Origin of the sequence: Xanthomonas sp. LMC-A-07, assembly GCF_030208825.1 — a bacterium.
In the GTDB taxonomy this organism is placed as follows: Bacteria; Pseudomonadota; Gammaproteobacteria; order Xanthomonadales; family Xanthomonadaceae; genus Xanthomonas; species Xanthomonas campestris.
Window position 1 is genome coordinate 538,045 of the sequence record NZ_JARVTF010000005.1, and the last position, 19,729, is coordinate 557,773.

The 19,729-nt window shown below is 64.1% G+C and carries 12 protein-coding genes; 7 read left to right on the forward strand and 5 right to left on the reverse strand.

Going from position 1 to position 19,729, the window contains the following annotated elements; genetic code table 11:
• The first annotated feature begins 56 nt into the window (after window positions 1-56).
• Both QRM89_RS05350 and QRM89_RS05355 read left to right on the forward strand, forming a co-directional pair.
• Window positions 57-899, forward strand: coding sequence for a phosphatase PAP2 family protein (locus QRM89_RS05350; RefSeq protein ID WP_285447456.1), 843 nt, complete (start codon window positions 57-59; stop codon window positions 897-899).
• 773 nt (window positions 900-1,672) lie between these two features.
• Window positions 1,673-4,717 carry a carboxypeptidase regulatory-like domain-containing protein gene (locus tag QRM89_RS05355; protein WP_285447457.1) on the forward strand — a complete coding sequence of 1,015 codons (3,045 nt, stop codon included), beginning with the start codon at window positions 1,673-1,675 and terminating at the stop codon, window positions 4,715-4,717.
• Between the two features lie 91 nt (window positions 4,718-4,808).
• Here the strand turns inward: QRM89_RS05355 and mnmE are convergent, their stop codons facing one another.
• The 5 genes from mnmE to rpmH form a co-directional block, all read right to left on the reverse strand.
• The gene (gene mnmE / locus QRM89_RS05360; RefSeq protein WP_285447458.1) at window positions 4,809-6,149 is read right to left on the reverse strand and encodes a tRNA uridine-5-carboxymethylaminomethyl(34) synthesis GTPase MnmE; all 1,341 of its coding nucleotides are present in this window, start codon (window positions 6,147-6,149) and stop codon (window positions 4,809-4,811) included.
• 22 nt (window positions 6,150-6,171) lie between these two features.
• Window positions 6,172-8,877 (reverse strand): tetratricopeptide repeat protein, encoded by a 2,706-nt coding sequence (locus QRM89_RS05365; protein WP_285447556.1) that lies wholly within the window; start codon window positions 8,875-8,877, stop codon window positions 6,172-6,174.
• An 89-nt stretch (window positions 8,878-8,966) separates the two neighbouring features.
• Window positions 8,967-10,688 (reverse strand): membrane protein insertase YidC, encoded by a 1,722-nt coding sequence (yidC, locus tag QRM89_RS05370; protein WP_285447459.1) that lies wholly within the window; start codon window positions 10,686-10,688, stop codon window positions 8,967-8,969.
• Between the two features lie 15 nt (window positions 10,689-10,703).
• Complete coding sequence (gene rnpA, locus QRM89_RS05375; protein WP_285447557.1) at window positions 10,704-11,150, reverse strand: ribonuclease P protein component; 447 nt, start codon at window positions 11,148-11,150, stop codon at window positions 10,704-10,706.
• A gap of 38 nt (window positions 11,151-11,188) precedes the next feature.
• Entirely contained in the window at window positions 11,189-11,329 is a 141-nt protein-coding gene (gene rpmH / locus QRM89_RS05380) for a 50S ribosomal protein L34 (RefSeq protein ID WP_002805908.1), read from the reverse strand.
• Window positions 11,330-11,571: 242 nt separating this feature from the next.
• Here rpmH and dnaA point away from each other — a divergent pair, with 242 nt between their 5' ends.
• From dnaA to QRM89_RS05405, 5 genes are all read left to right on the forward strand, one after another.
• Window positions 11,572-12,900 (forward strand): chromosomal replication initiator protein DnaA, encoded by a 1,329-nt coding sequence (dnaA, locus tag QRM89_RS05385; RefSeq protein WP_011035259.1) that lies wholly within the window; start codon window positions 11,572-11,574, stop codon window positions 12,898-12,900.
• 275 nt (window positions 12,901-13,175) lie between these two features.
• Window positions 13,176-14,276: a DNA polymerase III subunit beta gene (gene dnaN, locus QRM89_RS05390; RefSeq protein WP_011035260.1), complete on the forward strand. Its 1,101-nt coding sequence runs from the start codon at window positions 13,176-13,178 to the stop codon at window positions 14,274-14,276.
• An 881-nt stretch (window positions 14,277-15,157) separates the two neighbouring features.
• Complete coding sequence (recF, locus tag QRM89_RS05395) at window positions 15,158-16,282, forward strand: DNA replication/repair protein RecF (protein WP_285447460.1); 1,125 nt, start codon at window positions 15,158-15,160, stop codon at window positions 16,280-16,282.
• A gap of 94 nt (window positions 16,283-16,376) precedes the next feature.
• Window positions 16,377-18,821 carry a DNA topoisomerase (ATP-hydrolyzing) subunit B gene (gene gyrB, locus QRM89_RS05400; protein ID WP_011035262.1) on the forward strand — a complete coding sequence of 815 codons (2,445 nt, stop codon included), beginning with the start codon at window positions 16,377-16,379 and terminating at the stop codon, window positions 18,819-18,821.
• Window positions 18,822-18,888: 67 nt separating this feature from the next.
• Window positions 18,889-19,725, forward strand: coding sequence for a CPBP family intramembrane glutamic endopeptidase (locus QRM89_RS05405; RefSeq protein ID WP_012436860.1), 837 nt, complete (start codon window positions 18,889-18,891; stop codon window positions 19,723-19,725).
• Window positions 19,726-19,729: the final 4 nt, after the last annotated feature.

The window sequence follows — 19,729 nt, forward strand, 5'->3', positions numbered from 1 at the left end:
CATCTGCGCGTCGTAATGTGCGCGTTCTTCCCGTTGTGCCGTTTGAGGAGTGTTCCATGCCGCAGCGCCGTGCTCGCTCGTTCCGTCGGACGCTGACTGGCGCCGCCATTGCCACGTTGCTGATCGACAGCGGCCTGGCGGGTGCGCGGGAGACGCCAGCTTCCGCAGGTTCGGTGATTGCTACCGACGCGCGTGGTTATCTGCAGAAAGAGCAATTGCCCGACAGCCTGCAGCTGGTCCCGCCACCGCCGCAGGATGGCAGCGCCGCGCTTGCCAACGACGAAGCAGTGGCCAAGGCGATGCTGCAACTACGCGGCACACCACGCTGGGACCTGGCCACGCGCGACGCCGCGCTGGGCTTCCCGGCGGCGGCTGGCCACTTCAGTTGCGCATTGGGCGTGCAGATCGACCAGGCCACGACGCCACATCTGCTGCGCCTGCTCGAACGCAGCCTGCGCGATGCCAGCACCAGCACCAGTGCGGCCAAGGCGCGCTATCAACGCCCGCGCCCGTTCATGCGCAACGATCAACCGATGTGTACCCCGGCCGACGACGACAGCCTGCGCAAGAACGGCTCCTATCCGTCCGGTCACACCGCCATCGGCTGGAGCTGGGGCCTGATCCTGGCCGAACTGGCACCGGCCAGGCGCGATGCCCTGCTCGCCCGCGGCCGCGCCTTCGGCGACAGCCGCCTGGTCTGCAACGTGCACTGGCAAAGCGACGTCCTGCAGGGCCGCATCATGGGCGCCGCCACCGTCGCGGCACTGCATGGCAACGCCGATTTCCAGAACGACCTGGCCGCCGCCCGCCGCGAGATCGCCAAGGCCACGCCGGCGAACTCCACGACATGCGCGGCAGAAGCCGCCGCCCTGCAGACGGTGTTGCCGGGCGTGCTGTAGGCCAGATCGCGGTGATGCGTGCCTGCGCGATGTGCAGGTCGCAGGCATGCAACCGAACACTGCGGCTCGCAGCATTCGTCGATTGGCGCATGCAGGCATGAAGGCATGGGGATGCCTGGGTTCTGAGTCGACGGGCAGGCTACCTGGCGCATTCGTGCAGCAGTGCGTTGCCCGCTCGAACGCTGGCAATGGTGCCGTTTCCACTACCAGCCTGTTGACCGCTGCCTTGGCGCATAGCCGCCGAGATGCTGGTCATGCGCGGCATCAGCGATCACAGAGCGTTGGCCTGACATAGGCGCCGGCCACCCACCATCCGCCGAGCACAGCAGTGGGCGGCCTCTTGGCAGGTAATGCTTCCGCAAGAGATGCGAGAGACCCGCTTGGTCGATCTGCGGGCGTGTTCTCCCGGCACTGACTCGCCCAGCTGTCGCACCGCCTCGCTGTGGCCGAAAGACGTGCGCGCACTGGCTTGCTTCTTCCGGCGTTCGCCTGAACCCCTGGCGCCCTTGGGGGCATCCGCAGCAGCGGCAAATACTTCATTCGCATACAGCATTTGGCCTTGCGAATCCCGGCCCGAAAGCACCGATCTCGTCAAAGGTTCCCGGAAGATGACATCTCTGTAAATCCTGGGTTAATCTTCAGACAGGCTTCAGGAAGCTGACCTCCATTCAGGTTGTTCAGGCGATCCCCGAAGTGCAGTTCCCCTCGACTGCGATCGCAGTCGAGTCCCACGTCTGCAGTGTCCGTGACCGAATTCATCAGGAGAGAGAGGAATGACGCGTCCAGGGGTCCGTAGTGTGTTGTCCAGGAACATCAAGCGCAGTGCCTTGAGTCTTGCGTTGGGGATGTGCGTCGTCGGTGGGGTGCAGGCGCAGAGCGCAGTCGGCTCGATCTTCGGTAGCGGCCAGCCAGGAAGCACGATCGCCATCCAGAGCCCGCAGACCGGCGTCAGCCGCTCGATCACCGCGGGCGCGGACGGGCGTTTCACCTTCAGTCAATTGCCACCGGGCAAGTACGTGATCACCGCCGATGGGGTGACGCGCGAGGTGGACGTCAAGGTCGGTAGCGGCTCGCAGGTATTGCTCGGCAGCGATGCCAAGACGCTGGACCGTGTGGAGGTCGTGGGCGTACAGGCCTTCAATCCGATCGACGTGTCGTCAGTGGAATCGACCACGGTGTTCACGGCCGAGCAGATGGTCTCGCTGCCGGTAGCCAGTGATGTGTCGTCGGTGGCGCTGCTGGCACCGGGCGCCGTTCGCGGCGACAGCGGCCTGGGCGCGGGCAATCTGGCCTCGTTCGGCGGCTCCTCGGTGGCCGAGAACGGCTACTACATCAACGGCTTCGACGTGACCAACATGCGCACGTTCCTGTCCTTCGCCAACATCCCGTTCCAGGGCATCGGCCAGCTGCAGATCAAGACCGGCGGCTACGGTGCCGAGTACGGGCGCTCGCTGGGCGGCATCGTCAGCATCGTGACCAAGTCCGGCTCCAACGACTGGCATTACGGCGCCAGCGTTGAATGGGCACCGGACTGGGGCGCTGCAGCAGCCAAGAACGTACGCGAGCGCGATCCCGATGCGTCGGACCCGCTGTACCAATACCGTAGCGATGACCAGTTCGACAGCACCATCTATTCGGCTTACGCCAGCGGCCCGATCATAAAGGACCGCTTGTTCTTCTTTGCAATGGTGGAAGGCCGCCAGGAGACGGAAGACAACTTTTACGCGCTGACCAGCCGGCGTGTCAGTGACACGACGCCGCAGGGCCTGGTCAAACTCGACTGGTACATCAACGACAGCAACCTGGTCGAATTCACCGGCATCTACAACCAGGCCAAGACCAAGTACCGCACCTACGAATACGACACCGACGCCAACGGCGATAACCGCTACAACGTTGGCAGGCACGAAGTGCCGATCGAGCAGTACGAGATGGAAAACGGCGGCAAGGTCGGCATCCTTAAGTACACCGGCTACTTCACCGACAATTTCACCCTGTCGGCGCAATACGGCTATTTGAGCAACCTGATCGATTCCCGCTTACCTGCCAATCCCGCCGGCGGAGAGTGCCCATGGGCGTACAGCTTCGGCCTGACCACCAGCGTGGTCGACCGCTATATCGGCTGCAACCCGGGCACGATCACGACCATCGCTGATCTGGATGCCGAACCCGATGAAGACATCCGCAAAGCCTTCCGCGTGGATGGCGAATGGGTGCTGGGCGAGCACCGACTGCGCTTTGGTGTGGATCAGGAAAAATACGAATCCAGCCACCGTGGCCAGACCTACGCCGGCGGCATCAACTGGGCGTACTACACCGTGCCGGGCAATGCTGTCGCAACCGGCGCGTTTGCCGGACAGCCGGGGCGTACGGTCAACGGTCAGCTCGTGCCGCGCGGTGCGCTGTACGCACGCTCACGCGTGTATCAGACCAGCAGCTCCAGCTACGAGAACACCAATAGCGCGTTCTATCTGGAAGACAACTGGCAGGTCACCGAGAACTTCCTTGCCGTGCTCGGCCTGCGTGGTGAAAAGTTCGAAAACAAGAACGGTGATGGCATCGCCTGGATCGAGTCCGATTACAAAATGGCGCCGCGCCTTGGCTTCTCCTGGGATGTGCTCGGCGACGCCAGCCTTAAGCTATTCGGTACCGCCGGCCGCTACTACATTCCGGTGGCAACCAACTCGAGTATCCGTGCCACCGGTGCCGAATCGACCGTGTCCAACTGGTACTTCGTCAATGGCTGGAGCGAAGCCGATGGCACGCCGGTGGGTCAAGGTGCGCAGATCGGCCAGACCCAGGCCAACGGCTCGCTCACTGCGCCGAATCCGGCCTCTGTCGCATCGACCAACCTGTCGCCGATGTACCAGGACGAAGTGATCCTGGGTGGCCAATTGCAGCTGACCGAGAACTGGATGGCGGGTGTGCGCATGATCCGCCGCGAAGTGAAGTCCGGCATGGACGACACCTGCACAACCAACCCCTGGATTGATTGGGCCGCAGACAACGGCTATCCCGATTTCGATCCAGGATCCGTGCCGAGCTGCTACTTCCTCAATCCAGGAAGCGATGTCACCCTCAATGTCGATTTGAACGGTGATGGCGAAGTCGAACTGGCCACCTTGCCTGCCTCGTACCTTGGACTACCCGAGTACCGTCGCCTCCACACCGCGCTGGAATTCTTCTGGGAACGGACCGGCGAGAAGTTCAACTTCCAGGGCTCCTATACGTTTGCCAGGACACGCGGCAACGTCGAGGGCTACGTCAATTCCACACTGGAGCAGGAAGATGCCGGCCTCACCCAGGACTTCGACCACCGTCTGTTCACCGATGGCACCTATGGGCCGACCCCGAACGATCGTCAGCACACGCTCAAGCTGTTCGGGGCATACAACCTCACGCCCGAATGGCAGTTCGGCGGAAATCTGGTGCTGCAGTCCGGCCGCCCGATCAACTGCCAGGGCTATATCCCACTGGACGATATTCCGCAGCCTGACCAGGGCAATCTCAGCGGTTACAGCGGCTCAAGCTTTTATTGCTTGAACGCTGAAGGCACACGCGAGCTACGCCAACGTGGCGACGAAGGCCGCACACCATGGACCTGGACCTTCGATCTGGCAGCGGCCTACATCCCCAATTGGGCCGACAACAAGCTGCGCATCAAGCTCGACGTCTTCAACCTGTTCAACAACGATCGCGTCACCGAGTACAACGAATTCAGTGAGGCCTCGCGTGATGTGATCAGCCCGAACTATTTGAACGATGGCAATTACCAAACACCGCGCTCGTTCCGGCTGACGGCACGCTACGACTTCTGAGCGTGCGCATGATGAAGTGACCACAGCATCCGGCCTCGCAAGAGGCCGGATTTTTGATGGGTGGCGCATGAGCGAGGTCGCGGCCACCGCATCACTTCCCGATACAAAAACTCGAAAAGATCTTGCCGAGTAAATCGTCCGCGCTGAGCTTTCCGGTGATTTCGCCGAGGGCTTCATGCGCCAGACGCAGTTCTTCGGCGGCCAGTTCGAGCTGCTCGTAGCGCAGCTCCAGATCTGCGGCGTCGGCATGTTGTTCGGCGCGGTGCAATGCATCGACATGCCGCGTGCGCGCTGAAAATTCGCCATCCACGCTTTCTATGCCATCGCCCAGCGCCAGTTCGCGCAGGCGGGTGTGCAGGTGCTCCAGCCCCTGCCCGGTCACCGCAGACACCGCGATCGCATCGGCGTCCATTGGCCCAGCCACAGCCAGCAGGTCGCATTTGTTGTGGATCCACAACCGGCGCGGTACCGCATCAATGGCATCGCCGAGGGCATCGCGCGCGGCCTGCGGGTCACGTGCATCCAGCACGACCAGCGCCAGGTCGGCACGCTGCAGTTCGGCGCGCGCGCGGCGCATGCCTTCGCGCTCGATGGCATCGCCGCCCTCGCGCAGGCCTGCGGTATCGACCAGGGTCAGTTCGAAGCCATCGAGCTGGATCGCCTCGTGCAAGGTATCGCGCGTGGTACCGGCGACATCGGTGACGATCGCCCGCTCGCTGCCGGCCAAGGCGTTGAGCAAGGAACTCTTGCCGGCGTTGGGCGGGCCGATGAGTACTGCGTGCAAACCATCGCGCAACTTGCGTCCACGTTCGGCATCGCGCAACAGCTGCGCAAGCAGTGCGCGCGTGCGGCTGAGCTCCTCGCGCACCTGCGCGCCGCCCAGCGTGTCCAGGGGCTCATCGGCGAAGTCGATCGCCGCTTCCACATGGATGCGCAACCGCGTGAGGCTCTCACTCACCGCATCCACGCGTCGCGAGAACACACCGTCGAGCGATCTGCGTGCCGCACGCGCTGCGCGCAGATCGCCGGCGGCGATCAGGTCGGCAATGGCTTCGGCCTGAGCCAAATCGAGTTTGCCGTTGAGGAAGGCCCGCTCGCTGAACTCACCCGCACGCGCCTGGCGTGCACCCAGCGCGATGCAGCGGGCCACCAATTGCCGTAGCAGCACCGGGCTGCCGTGGCCCTGCAGCTCCACCACCTCTTCGCCGGTGAAACTATGCGGCGCGGGGAACCACACCGCGATGCCGTCATCGATGACCTCGCCCTGCGCATCACGAAACCGCGCGTAACGCGCATGCCGCGGTTGCAGTCCGGCGATGCCCAGCGCGGTGGCGATCTGTACAGACTGCGGGCCAGACAGCCGCACGATACCGATACCGCCAATTCCGGCAGCAGTGGCGATGGCAACGATGGTGGAAGGCGAAGCATTCATGCGAAGAGAGAACGAAGAGAAATCACAGAGTCTGCAACTGTGCGCGTGCCTGCTCGGCACCGGCACCTTGCGGCTGCAAGGCGAGATAGGTGGTGTAGGCCTTGCGTGCCTTCTCGTGATCGCCTGCCTTGGCATAGGCATCGCCGAGGTTGAGATAGGCCACCGCGCGCGAGGGATCGATTTTCAAGGTGTTTTCCAGCCAGCGTGCGGCTTCGGCATAGCGCTCCTGGCGGTAGTACACAAACCCCAGGTTATTGGCAGCCAATGCAAAGTCCGGCCGCAGCTTCAGGGCTTCGGCGAACTGCTCGGCGGCATCGGCGTAGCGTTTTTCCTTGTACAGCTGCAGACCACGTTCGTTGGCCAATTGCGCACGCTGACGGTCGCTGCTCTTCACCGCGGTCGGCAACACCAATGTGGCTTCGCCGCCCTGCAAGGTCTTGACCGTCACCGGCGTCGCGTTTGCCGGTACGCCGGCGCTCACCGCCGCCGGGCGCACTGCATCCACGCGGCCATTGAGCGCGATCGCCGCCGCCGACAACTGCGCGGTGTCGGCGGTGAGGAATTCTTCGCCACTCGGCACCTGAAACACAAACTCACCGCCCTGCGATCCCGGCAAACTGCCGAATGCCGGCGTCTGCGCCGACACCGCAGACACGGCCGGCGCGACATACGCGGCCAGCTCGGTTCCGGTGATCAAGCCATCGCCATTGAGATCGCCTTTGCCGGCCAGTGCCTGCAACACCACCCAGGTAAATACCGAATGCCCATTCGGGCCACTGTCGGCCACCTGTTGATCGGCGCCGCCGGCGGTGAGCATCTGGCGCGCGATGCGGCGGGCGTTCTCACGCAGGTAGGCGCTGGAACTTGGACCACCACGGGTCAATCCCAAACCGCTGTAGCAGGCATCCATCACGAACAGCACGTGCTTGGCCTGCAGGCTTTCGGCGATGTTCTGCAGGTCGCTCATCGCGATCGCATCATTGGCCAGATGCTCCGGGTCCGAATCCACCGGGATGATGTAGCCCAGGTCGCGCCCGGAGGCGAGCCGGCGCGTGGCGCCATGCCCGGCGAAGAACACGAACACGCGGTCGTTGGTCTGCGCGCGACCATCGCCGAGCCGGTCATGGAACGCGGCCAGGATATTGTTGCGGGTGGCTTCGGCATTCTTGAGCACGATCACCTGCGACGACGGAAACCCCAACGGGCCGGTCAAGGTGTTGGCAATCGCCTGCGCATCGTTGGCGGCGTATTCGAGCTTGGGCCAGCGCGCGTAGTCGTCGATGCCGATCACGATCGCCCACGACTTGGCATAACCGGTGGTCACCGTTGCGGCCGCGGTCGCGCTGGGTGCGCGCGCCACCGAGAAATCGCGCCCGTTCCAGCCGGCAAACTGGTAGCCATCGGCAATCAGGCGATCCAGGATCTGCGGCAACGCTTTCACGGCGCGGTCGTGGATATCGTGGAACAGCACGATGCCGCGCTGCTCCTTGTTCACCTGGTCCAGCACGCGCTGCACGATCGATTCCGGCACCGGGTCGGCCCAGTCCATCGAATCGATGTTCCACATGATCGATTTCAGGCCCGCTTCGCCGAGCAACTGCAGCCCTTCGGCATTGCGTGCGCCATACGGAAACCGAAACAGTGGCGCGCGCTTGTTGTCCACCGCACGCAACAGCGTGTCGGTATCCAGCACCTGGCTGCGCAAGGCCGCACCGGTGGTCTTGGATAGCTGTGCATGGGTGAGGCTGTGATTGCCCACCGCATAGCCTTCTTCCATCAGGCTGTGGCTAATCTTGGCCAGCGGCGCCAGGGTCGGCTTGCCTTGCGCATCCAGGTTGCCCAGATTGCGGCCCACTTCGAAGAACACGCCGGGCACGTCGTAGCGTTTGAGGATGGCCACGATCTCTTCGGTATACGCCTTGTGCGGGCCATCGTCGAAGGTCAGCACCACCGTCTTGGGCGGCAGATCGCGGCCGAAGATCTCGCTCTCGCTGTCGCGCGCGGAGAACGGATACGGCTCCACCACGCCGTGGTCGCGCAGGATCTTTTCGCGCGTGTACAGCGTGCGCAGATGCGCCACGTAGTCGTCCCATTTCTCGCGCTTGGGCGTGATGGCGCGGCTGCGATCGAAGCGGGAGAAGATCTGGGTCAGCTCGGTGTTGTAGGTGCGCTCGATTTCATCCAGCGCCTCCAGGTCTTCGCCAATGCGTTGGTGCAGTTTCACCGCCGGCAATGCCGAATCGCGGCCAATACGCGCGTGCAAATCGCACAGCACTTCGCGAAAGGCCAGGCGATCGGCATCGTAGAGATCGGGCGCCGACTCGACGTCGTCCAACACCGTGGCAAGGGTAGCGAAGCGGGTGGACGCCTTGGAGGCCAGCACGGTCTCGAACCGTGCAGCAATACGCTCGCGCTGCTCGAGGTTCTCATGGAACAACTGCTGGCCCACGCTGCTGGAGGTGGCACGGTCGCGCGGCGATTGCGCGGCCTCATCGGCCAGCAACACGATGATGCGGCGATGCCGGTCCAGTTGTTCGCGCAACTGCACGATCAGGGCGCGCGCAGCTTCGGCAGCGGGATCGTTTTGCGCGGCAGATGTGGCGGATGCGGCTGGCTTGGCAGCCTCCTGCCCATCGCGCCCGTCCTGCGGTTTGCCGCAGCCAGCCAGCAGCAACAGCCCCACATAACTGGCGCACAGCAACAGGCGGTGCAGCGGCGATGACATCACGAACGCATCCTTGGCAATGGTCAGCACGTGCGGTGGTGCACTGCGGGGGCACATGTACAAAGCCCGCCTTGCGGCGGGCCTTGTTCCACTTACTTGGCGTTGGCCTGGATGATCTTGCTCGGCTTCTCGCCGTGCTGGCGGATCATCCACCACTGGATCAACAAACCCAGACCGCCGTTGACGACCCAGTACAGCACCAGGCCGGCCGGCATGAAGGCCATCATGACGCCGAACACCAGCGGCATGAACTGCATCATCTTGGCCTGCATCGGGTCCATGCCCGGGGTCGGGGTCAGCTTCTGCGTCGCCCACATGATCGAAATGTTCAAAATCGGCAGGATGAAGTACGGATCGCGTGCGGTCAGGTCCTGGATCCAGCCCAGCCACGGCGCCTGGCGCAGTTCCACCGATTCCACCAACACCCAGTACAGCGCGAAGAAGATCGGCATCTGGATCAGCAGCGGCAGGCAGCCACCCATTGGGTTGATCTTTTCCTTCTTGAACAGCTCCATCGTCGCCTGCTGGTACTTCTGGCGATCGTCGCCGTAGCGCTCCTTCAGCTGCGCCAGGCGCGGCTGGAAGCGGCGCATCTTTGCACCGGACTTGTACTGCGCGGCCGACAGCGGATACAGCGCCAGTCGCAACAGCACCACCAGGCCAATGATCGCCCAGCCCCAGTTGTGCAGGAAGCTGTGCAGATGGCTCAGCACCCAGAACAGGCCCTGGCCGATGATGGCCATGATCGAGAAGCGGCTGTAGTCGACCACGCGGTCCAGACCCTTCACGTCTTCCTTGGCGAGCAGGCTGACCAGCTTCGGGCCCACCCACAGGCGCGCCTCGGTGCTGGCGCTCTGGCCCGGTGCCACGGTGAAGGCCGGGCCACGCAGTTCAGCCACGTCACGCGGGCCATCCTGCGCCAGCACGTACAGCGAGGCCTGGTCCTTCTGGGGGATCCACGCGGTGAAGAAGTGATGCTGCAGCAGGGCCACCCAGCCGCCGGTGATCTGGCGATTCAGGCCACCGTCGTCCATGTAGTCCTTGAACGCGCGGCGCTCGTACCCTTCCTGCGGGCTGTACCAGGTCGCGCCGTTGAAGCTGAAGGAATCCGGGTTGGTCATGCCGCGGCTGAGGATGGTCGGCACCCGGCTCAGCTTGCGGAACACATAGCCGTTCCACGCCGCATCGCTCTTGTTGATCACCTCATCCTTGATCGAGATCGCGTAGCTGCCGCGCTGCAAGGTGAAAGTGCGGCGGATCGATACGCCATTGGGGCCGTTCCACACGAACGGCACCACCAGGGTGTTCTGGCCCTTGGCCAGTTCAAACGTGGTGCCCGGCTGCTCGGCACGGAAGCCGCCCACGCCCGGCACCGGCGAGCGCTCGCTGGCCCAGCCGCTGGTGGCGTTATACGGATGCGCGGCATCTTCGGTCAGCAACTTGACCGGCTCGGTGCCGTCCTTGGTCTGCGGGAACTGCAACAGCTCGGCGTCCAGCACGCTGCGGCCGTCCAGCTTCAGGCGCAGCACGTCCGAGGTCAGGGTGATTGCCGGCGCGGCACCTGCCGCCACGGGCGTGGCCGTGGTGGTGCTGGTCGCAGGCACCGCGGCAGGGCTGCCGGCTTGCGGGATCGCCTGTGCCGACGGCACGTTCGCCGCAGGGGCCGTGGCGTCCGGATCGCGCGCCGCCGGGACCGCCTGCGAGGCGATCGGCGTCGGCGCATTGGCGGCCGCCTTGTCCTTGCCCCACTCCATCCACAGCAGTGCCGCGACCATCAGCCAGGCAAAAATCAGGAAAACACGGGTCTGGTTCATCGGGCAGCAACTCGCTCAGTCGGAACGGGGGTCCGGCTCTGTCGGGGAAAGGGAGGATGGGCGCGGTGCCCTGGCGGGCGGCATTGTGCCGGGCGCGGCAGGCAGGGGCAATGCGCCGGCACGGCGCAGCAGACGTACGAAGGCGTCGCGGATCTGTGGATTGGTCGCTTTCGCGGCCGCCGAACGGGCCACGATGACGTAGTCACCGCCGGCAAGCTCCGGCAGCAGGTGGCGCATGGCATCGCGCAGCACCCGCTTGATGCGGTTGCGCCCCACCGCACGCGTATCGACCTTGCGCGACACCGCCATGCCCAGGCGCGGCGGCGTCTCGCCACTGCGCCAGTGCAGGCTCAGCAACGGGTCCGAGGTGCGGCGCGCGATATCGAAGACGACCGTATATTGCGCACGCGTACGAACCCGCGCAGAGCGAGGAAATCGCCTGCACGGGTTCGATGCGTTCACTGAAGGGATTGCCTCGGCCGCAGGGAGCGGCGCGGCAATCAAGCGCTCAGGCGCTTGCGGCCCTTGGCGCGGCGGCGAGCCAGGATCTTGCGGCCGTCGGCGGTTGCCATACGTGCGCGGAAGCCATGGTCGCGTGCTCGCTTCAGGTTGCTGGGTTGGAAAGTACGCTTGGTGGCCATGGGGCCCTCTGCATGGATGGAGACGAATAGAACCGGAAATTCTATAGGAGCTGTCGGGGCCGGGTCAACTCCCTGCTGGCTTTACCGCAAGTGACGGTGTGCATGGCCTGTGGATGGACCTGTGAATAACCCTGGGAAAAGCCTGCCCCGGGTGCTAGTCTGGTCCATCCTCTTGTCACGACCGGGCTGCGAGCACGGCGCTTTTCTGCGCGCCGCAGCCAGCAACAGATGATCACACTTTGATGGATGCTTGGCCCCGCTGTCTGGAACGTCTCGAAGCTGAATTCCCGCCCGAAGATGTCCACACCTGGTTGAAACCCCTGCAGGCCGAAGACCGCGGCGACAGCATCGTGCTGTATGCGCCGAATGCCTTCATCGTTGAGCAGGTCCGCGAGCGATACCTGCCGCGCATCCGCGAGTTGCTGGCGTATTTCGCCGGTAATGGCGAGGTGGCGCTGGCGGTCGGCTCCCGTCCGCGTGCGCCGGAGCCGCTGCCGGCACCGCAAGCCGTCGCCAGTGCGCCGGCGGCCGCGCCGATCGTGCCCTTCGCCGGCAACCTGGATTCGCACTACACCTTCGCCAACTTCGTGGAAGGCCGCAGCAACCAGCTCGGTCTGGCCGCGGCGATCCAGGCCGCGCAGAAGCCGGGCGACCGGGCGCACAACCCGTTGCTGCTGTACGGCAGCACCGGGCTGGGCAAGACCCATCTGATGTTCGCGGCCGGCAACGCGCTGCGCCAGGCCAATCCGGCCGCCAAGGTGATGTACCTGCGCTCGGAACAGTTCTTCAGCGCGATGATCCGCGCGTTGCAGGACAAGGCGATGGACCAGTTCAAGCGCCAGTTCCAGCAGATCGATGCGCTGCTGATCGACGACATCCAGTTTTTCGCCGGCAAAGACCGCACGCAGGAAGAGTTTTTCCACACCTTCAACGCGCTGTTCGACGGCCGCCAGCAGATCATCCTGACCTGCGACCGCTATCCGCGCGAAGTCGAGGGCCTGGAGCCGCGGCTGAAGTCGCGCTTGGCCTGGGGCCTGTCGGTGGCGATCGACCCGCCGGATTTCGAGACGCGTGCGGCGATCGTGCTGGCCAAGGCGCGCGAGCGCGGCGCCGAGATTCCCGACGACGTGGCGTTTCTGATCGCCAAGAAGATGCGCTCGAACGTGCGCGACCTGGAAGGGGCGCTCAACACGTTGGTGGCCCGCGCCAACTTCACTGGCCGCTCGATCACTGTGGAGTTCGCACAGGAGACGCTGCGTGACCTGTTGCGTGCGCAGCAGCAGGCGATCGGCATTCCCAACATCCAGAAGACCGTGGCGGACTACTACGGCCTGCAGATGAAGGACCTGCTTTCCAAGCGCCGCACCCGCTCATTGGCGCGCCCGCGCCAGGTGGCGATGGCGCTCGCCAAGGAGTTGACCGAGCACAGCCTTCCCGAGATCGGCGATGCGTTTGCCGGCCGCGACCACACCACCGTGCTGCACGCCTGCCGGCAGATCCGCACGCTGATGGAGGCCGACGGCAAGCTGCGCGAGGACTGGGAAAAGCTGATTCGCAAGCTGAGCGAGTGAGCGTTCGGCGCCCTTCTCGCTCGGCTTGGAAAAAAGCGTGGATGAGTTGGGGCCAAATGCGGGAGAATCTGTGGATAAATGCGGCTGCAGCGTTGAGGCGAAAACTATCCACAGGTTTTCCCACCGCTCCAGGGGCACTAGTCCATAGACTTTCAAGCTCAAAAATGTCCTTGGAAACAATACGTTAGCGTGGTTGTCCGCCGAAAACGGCCCTACCATCACCACCAAGCTTTTGATTTATTCCACATCTTTAAAGCATAGGGGCACGGAACCACATGCGTTTCACACTGCAGCGCGAAGCCTTCCTCAAGCCGTTGGCCCAGGTGGTCAATGTCGTCGAACGGCGTCAGACATTGCCGGTACTGGCGAACTTGCTGGTGCAGGTGAACAACGGTCAGCTGTCGCTGACGGGGACCGACCTGGAAGTCGAAATGATCTCGCGCACTATGGTCGAGGACGCCCAGGACGGCGAAACCACGATCCCCGCGCGCAAGCTGTTCGACATCCTGCGGGCCCTGCCTGACGGCAGCCGCGTAACCGTCTCGCAGACCGGTGACAAGGTCACGGTGCAGGCCGGGCGCAGCCGCTTTACGCTCGCCACGCTACCGGCCAACGACTTCCCGTCGGTGGACGAAGTCGAGGCCACCGAGCGTGTAGCCGTGCCGGAAGCCGGGCTGAAGGAGCTGATGGAGCGCACGGCGTTCGCGATGGCCCAGCAGGACGTGCGTTATTACCTCAACGGCCTGCTGTTCGACCTGCGCGATGGCCTGCTGCGCTGCGTGGCGACCGACGGTCACCGCTTGGCACTGTGCGAGACCGAGCTGGAAAAGTCCGGTAGCGCGAAGCGCCAGATCATCGTGCCGCGCAAGGGCGTGACCGAGCTGCTGCGCTTGCTGGAGGCGGCTGATCGCGATGTCGAGCTGGAACTGGGCCGTAGCCATATCCGCGTCAAGCGCGGCGATGTCACCTTCACCTCGAAGCTGATCGACGGCCGTTTTCCGGATTACGAGGCGGTGATTCCGATTGGCGCAGACCGTGAGGTCAAGGTGGACCGCGAGGCGCTGCGTGCGTCACTGCAGCGTGCGGCGATTCTGTCGAACGAAAAGTACCGCGGCGTTCGCGTCGAAGTATCGCCCGGCCAGCTGAAGATCAGCGCGCACAACCCGGAGCAGGAAGAAGCGCAGGAAGAGATCGAGGCCGATACCAAGGTCGATGATCTGGCCATCGGCTTCAACGTGAACTATCTGCTGGATGCGCTCTCTGCACTGCGCGACGAGCATGTGGTGATCCAGCTGCGCGATGCCAATTCGTCGGCGTTGGTACGTGAGGCTAGCAGCGAGAAGTCCCGCCACGTCGTGATGCCGTTGCGTCTCTGACGCTGCGTTCCACGTGGAACACGAAGGGCCCGGCGTAAGCCGGGCCTTTTTTGTGGGCCGAGGAACATTGAGACAGATGGCTCTCTGCCATCGACGTGCCTGACGGCGTACTCGATGTTTCTCGAGCCAACGTGCCTTGGTTCGACCTGAGATGTCGTGACCGACCGGTGGTGCGAAGTCATGCGGATTGGCTGAGGCAGCGAGCTTCCGCGCAGGCGGATCAACTGCTGACTTGTGTCCCGTGGCAATGGGCGGATGTTACGCGCGCTTGGCCTGGGCCGGCTCTGAGCGCCGCAAGAGCCATCTTGAGCAATCACAGAAACAATTATTTGCCCTCTTCCGATCAAGGCTCGAAAGCGCTTGCGGTTTCGTGGGCATAGCACGTTGCGGCTATCGGCATACGCTATCCGCTCCAGTTCGCCCCGCTCCGTAAAACAACTGACGGCGTCAATTGATCTATAAACATCCGAAGCAGAAAGAATCAGCGCCCCTGTAGGAGACCAGGTCTCCTGGGGAGGTCTTTATGCGATTGGAGCAAGGCTTCTCAAGTAGTTTTTGAGTTATGCATAACGCTCAAAGCTTTTAAATCTAGATAAATCTTAAAGGCTTGGTGGTGATGGTAGGGCCAGATTGCGCCGAAAAGTAGGTTAAGCATCTGTTCTTAAACGCTTTTGTCGCCTTGAAACCCTGTGTCTAGACCCGCTCAAACGACCTGATTACCTGTGGATAAGCGAAACGACCACCGTGGGCGCCAAAACTGTCCACAACTTGTCCCCAGTTTGTTGCCGCGTGACGGAAATGTTTGCCGAAGCACGTCCACTGCCGATCACGTATGCTCCGCCCCGTCCGATGCCGGACTTCAAGGCCAAGCAGACCGATCGATGCATGTAGCGCGGTTGTCCATCCATCGACTTCGTCGCTTCGAAGCAGTCGAGTTTCATCCAGCCAGTACGTTGAATCTGTTGACCGGCGACAACGGTGCCGGCAAGACCAGCGTGCTTGAAGCCCTGCATGTCATGGCCTACGGGCGCAGCTTTCGTGGCCGGGTGCGGGATGGGTTGATCCGCCAGGGTGGGCAGGATCTGGAAATATTCGTCGAATGGCGCGAACGTGCGGGCGACAACACCGAGCGCACACGCCGTGCCGGCCTGCGGCACAGCGGGCAGGAATGGACCGGCCGCCTGGATGGCGAGGACGTGGCCCAACTCGGGTCGCTGTGTGCCGCACTTGCGGTGGTGACTTTCGAGCCTGGCAGCCATGTGCTGATCAGCGGTGGCGGCGAACCAAGGCGGCGTTTCCTGGATTGGGGCTTGTTCCACGTGGAACCTGACTTTCTGGCGCTGTGGCGCCGGTACGCGCGCGCACTCAAGCAGCGCAACGCCTTACTCAAGCAGGGCGCACAGCCGCGCATGCTGGATGCCTGGGATCACGAACTAGCGGAATCCGGCGAAACCCTCACCTCGCGGCGCCTGCAGTACTTGGAGCGGCTGCAGGAACGCCTACTCCCGGTCGCAACGGCCATTGCCCCGTCCCTCGGCCTGTCTGCACTGACGTTCGCACCCGGCTGGCGCCGCCACGAGGTTTCGTTGGCGGATGCCCTGCTGCTCGCCCGCGAACGCGACCGCCAGAACGGCTACACCTCGCAGGGCCCGCACCGCGCTGACTGGGCGCCGGTGTTCGACGCCCTACCCGGCAAGGACGCGCTGTCACGGGGGCAGGCCAAGCTCACGGCACTGGCCTGCCTGCTTGCCCAAGCGGAGGATTTCGCGCACGAGCGTGGCGAATGGCCCGTCATGGCGCTGGATGATCTGGGTTCCGAGCTGGATCGTCATCATCAGGCCCGGGTGATCCAGCGTTTGGCCAGCGCGCCGGCGCAGGTGCTGATCACCGCAACTGAACTTCCCCCAGGACTAGCCGACGCCGGCAAGACCCTGCACCGGTTCCACGTGGAACACGGTCAGCTTGTGCCCACGGCCGGCGCGACTGATCCGCCGCGGCTGGCATGAGCCGGCTGGTATAATTGCCGCGCTATCCCCCTTTTCCCACGCGCGATACGGCTTCCGCCGTCCTCGTGCGTGTTGTGGAGCCAACGGCACGCGCATGACCGACGAACAAACCACACCGCCAACACCCAACGGCACCTACGACTCCAGCAAGATCACTGTGCTGCGTGGCCTCGAAGCCGTCCGCAAGCGCCCCGGCATGTACATCGGCGATGTGCACGACGGCACCGGCCTGCACCATATGGTGTTCGAGGTGGTCGATAACTCGGTCGACGAGGCCCTGGCGGGCCACGCCGATGACATCGTGGTCAAGATCCACGTGGATGGCTCGGTAGCGGTGTCGGACAACGGCCGCGGCGTTCCGGTGGACATCCACAAGGAAGAAGGCGTCTCCGCAGCCGAGGTGATCCTCACCGTGCTGCACGCCGGCGGCAAGTTCGACGACAACAGCTACAAAGTGTCCGGCGGCCTTCACGGCGTGGGCGTCTCGGTGGTCAATGCCCTGTCCGAGCACCTGTGGCTGGATATCTGGCGCGACGGCTTCCACTACCAGCAGGAATACGCGCTGGGCGAGCCGCAGTACCCGCTCAAGCAGCTGGAGGCCTCGACCAAGCGCGGCACCACGCTACGCTTCAAGCCGGCGGTGGAGATCTTCAGCGACGTCGAGTTCCATTACGACATCCTGGCGCGCCGCCTGCGCGAGCTCTCGTTCCTCAATTCCGGTGTCAAGATTGCGCTGATCGACGAGCGCGGCGAAGGCCGGCGCGACGATTTCCACTACGAAGGCGGCATCCGCAGCTTCGTGGAGCATCTGGCCCAGCTCAAGACCCCGCTGCACCCGAACGTGATCTCGGTGACCGGCGAGCACAATGGCATCGTGGTGGACGTGGCCCTGCAATGGACCGACGCCTATCAGGAAACCATGTACTGCTTCACCAACAACATCCCGCAGAAGGATGGCGGTACGCATCTGGCCGGCTTCCGCGGCGCGTTGACGCGCGTGCTGAGCAACTACATCGAGCAGAACGGCATCGCCAAACAGGCCAAGATCACCCTGACCGGCGACGACATGCGCGAAGGCATGATCGCAGTGCTGTCGGTGAAGGTGCCCGACCCCAGCTTCTCCTCGCAGACCAAGGAGAAACTGGTCAGCTCGGACGTGCGCCCGGCGGTGGAAAACGCCTTCGGTGCGCGCCTGCAGGAATTCCTGCAGGAAAACCCGAACGAAGCCAAGGCCATCACCGGCAAGATCGTCGATGCCGCCCGGGCCCGTGAAGCTGCCCGCAAGGCGCGCGATCTGACCCGCCGCAAGGGCGCGCTGGATATCGCCGGCCTGCCGGGCAAGCTGGCCGATTGCCAGGAAAAGGATCCGGCACTGTCCGAGCTGTTCATCGTCGAGGGTGACTCGGCAGGTGGCTCGGCCAAGCAGGGCCGCAACCGCAAGAACCAGGCGGTGCTGCCGCTGCGCGGCAAGATCCTCAACGTCGAACGCGCGCGTTTCGATCGCATGCTGGCCTCCGACCAGGTAGGCACGCTGATCACCGCGCTGGGCACCGGCATCGGCCGCGACGAGTACAACCCGGACAAGCTGCGCTACCACCGCATCATCCTGATGACCGACGCCGACGTGGACGGCTCGCACATCCGCACGCTGCTGCTCACGTTCTTCTACCGGCAGATGCCGGAGCTGATCGAGCGCGGCTACATCTACATCGGCCTGCCGCCGCTGTACAAGCTCAAGCAGGGCAAGAGCGAGCTGTATCTCAAGGACGATGCCGCGCTCAACGCCTACCTGGCCAGCAGCGCGGTCGAAGGTGCAGCGCTGATCCCGGCCAGCGACGAGCCGCCGATCACCGGCGAGGCGCTGGAAAAACTGCTGCTGCTGTTCGCTGGCGCCAAGGAGGCCATTGCCCGCAACGCCCACCGCTACGACCCGGCGCTGTTGACCGCGTTGATCGACCTGCCGCCGCTGGACGTGGTGCAGCTGCAGGCCGAAGGCGACGTGCATCCCACGCTGGATGCGCTGCAGGCAGTGCTCAATCGCGGCACCCTGGGCACGGCGCGCTATCACTTGCGCTTCGATCCGGCCACCGACAGTGCCGCCGCCTCGCTGGTGTCGGTGCGCAAGCACATGGGCGAGGAATTCACCCAGGTGCTGCCGATGGGCGCGTTTGAAAGTGGCGAACTGCGTCCGCTGCGCGAGGTTGCGCTGGCCCTGCATGGCTTGGTGCGCGAAGGCGCGCAGATCCTGCGTGGCAACAAGAGCCACCCGATCACCAGCTTTGCGCAGGCGCAAGCCTGGCTGCTGGAGGAGGCCAAACGGGGCCGCCAGGTGCAGCGCTTCAAGGGCCTGGGCGAAATGAACGCCGAGCAGTTGTGGGAAACCACGGTCAATCCGGACACGCGGCGCCTGCTGCAGGTGCGCATTGAAGACGCCGTGGCGGCTGACCAGATCTTCAGCACCTTGATGGGCGATGTGGTGGAACCGCGCCGCGACTTCATCGAGGACAACGCGCTGAAGGTTTCCAACCTGGATATCTGATCCGCCGCCTGCACCGCCGCATCGCCACGCGCGATGTGGCGGTGTGCGCCGCCCTGCAGGGATGACGATGAGCGCAGTTCTTCCGCCTTCCCCGGCGCCGGTGTCGGTGCCCGGTCCACCGTCACTGCGGTCCGCCGTGCTCGGTTTCTGCATCGATCTGCTGATTGCCATCGGCCTGTTGCTGCTGTTGAGCGTGGCCGGCTTTGCGGTGTGGGGCTTTCTGCGCAGCATGGGCGAGGTGCAGGCCGTGCGTGCGCAGGGCGGCAGCCCCTCCCCGGCCGCGATCATGGCCGCCATCGGCCAACCGGGCGTCATGGTGCAGCTGCTGATCGCGTTGGTCAGCACGGCGACTCCGGCGGTGCTGCTCTACTTCTGGCGTCGCCGTGCCACGCCCGCCGAACAGGCCACGTCGCGTGCCGCGATCCGGCGCCGGTCGACCTGGGGCTGGATTGCGGCCGTGGCCGCCGGCGTATTCATGCTCAGCAATCTGGTCAGCGTTCTGGCCTCGGCGCTGGGCATCAAGCCGGTGCCGACCAACCTGCCGCTGATGGAAGAGGCCATCAAGCAATGGCCGCTGGCGCTGGTCGTCTTTGCGGTCGCCATTGCGCCGGCCTACGAAGAACTGCTGTTCCGGCGCGTGTTGTTCGGGCGTCTGCTGGCGGCCGGGCGGCCGTGGCTGGGCGTGGTGCTCAGCAGCCTGACCTTCGCCCTGGTACACGAGGTGCCCGGCATCAGCGGCAATGGCGTGGTCGCCATCGCCCAACTGTGGCTGGTCTACGGCGGCATGGGCGCGGCGTTTGCATGGCTGTATTGGCGCACCGGCACGCTGTGGGCGCCGATCCTGGCGCATGGGATCAACAACGCGACCGCCTTGGCAGCCCTGTACTTTTTCGGTCTTGGCTGACCCG

Excerpts from the sequence above, each read along its gene's own strand:
- rpmH (WP_002805908.1), bottom strand. The coding sequence starts at position 11,329 with ATGGCCACCAAGCGTACTTTCCAACCCAGCAACCTGAAGCGAGCACGC.
- recF (WP_285447460.1), top strand. The coding sequence starts at position 15,158 with ATGCATGTAGCGCGGTTGTCCATCCATCGACTTCGTCGCTTCGAAGCA.
- dnaN (WP_011035260.1), top strand. The coding sequence starts at position 13,176 with ATGCGTTTCACACTGCAGCGCGAAGCCTTCCTCAAGCCGTTGGCCCAG.
- QRM89_RS05355 (WP_285447457.1), top strand. The coding sequence starts at position 1,673 with ATGACGCGTCCAGGGGTCCGTAGTGTGTTGTCCAGGAACATCAAGCGC.
- QRM89_RS05350 (WP_285447456.1), top strand. The coding sequence starts at position 57 with ATGCCGCAGCGCCGTGCTCGCTCGTTCCGTCGGACGCTGACTGGCGCC.
- gyrB (WP_011035262.1), top strand. The coding sequence starts at position 16,377 with ATGACCGACGAACAAACCACACCGCCAACACCCAACGGCACCTACGAC.
- yidC (WP_285447459.1), bottom strand. The coding sequence starts at position 10,688 with ATGAACCAGACCCGTGTTTTCCTGATTTTTGCCTGGCTGATGGTCGCG.
- dnaA (WP_011035259.1), top strand. The coding sequence starts at position 11,572 with ATGGATGCTTGGCCCCGCTGTCTGGAACGTCTCGAAGCTGAATTCCCG.
- mnmE (WP_285447458.1), bottom strand. The coding sequence starts at position 6,149 with ATGAATGCTTCGCCTTCCACCATCGTTGCCATCGCCACTGCTGCCGGA.
- QRM89_RS05405 (WP_012436860.1), top strand. The coding sequence starts at position 18,889 with ATGAGCGCAGTTCTTCCGCCTTCCCCGGCGCCGGTGTCGGTGCCCGGT.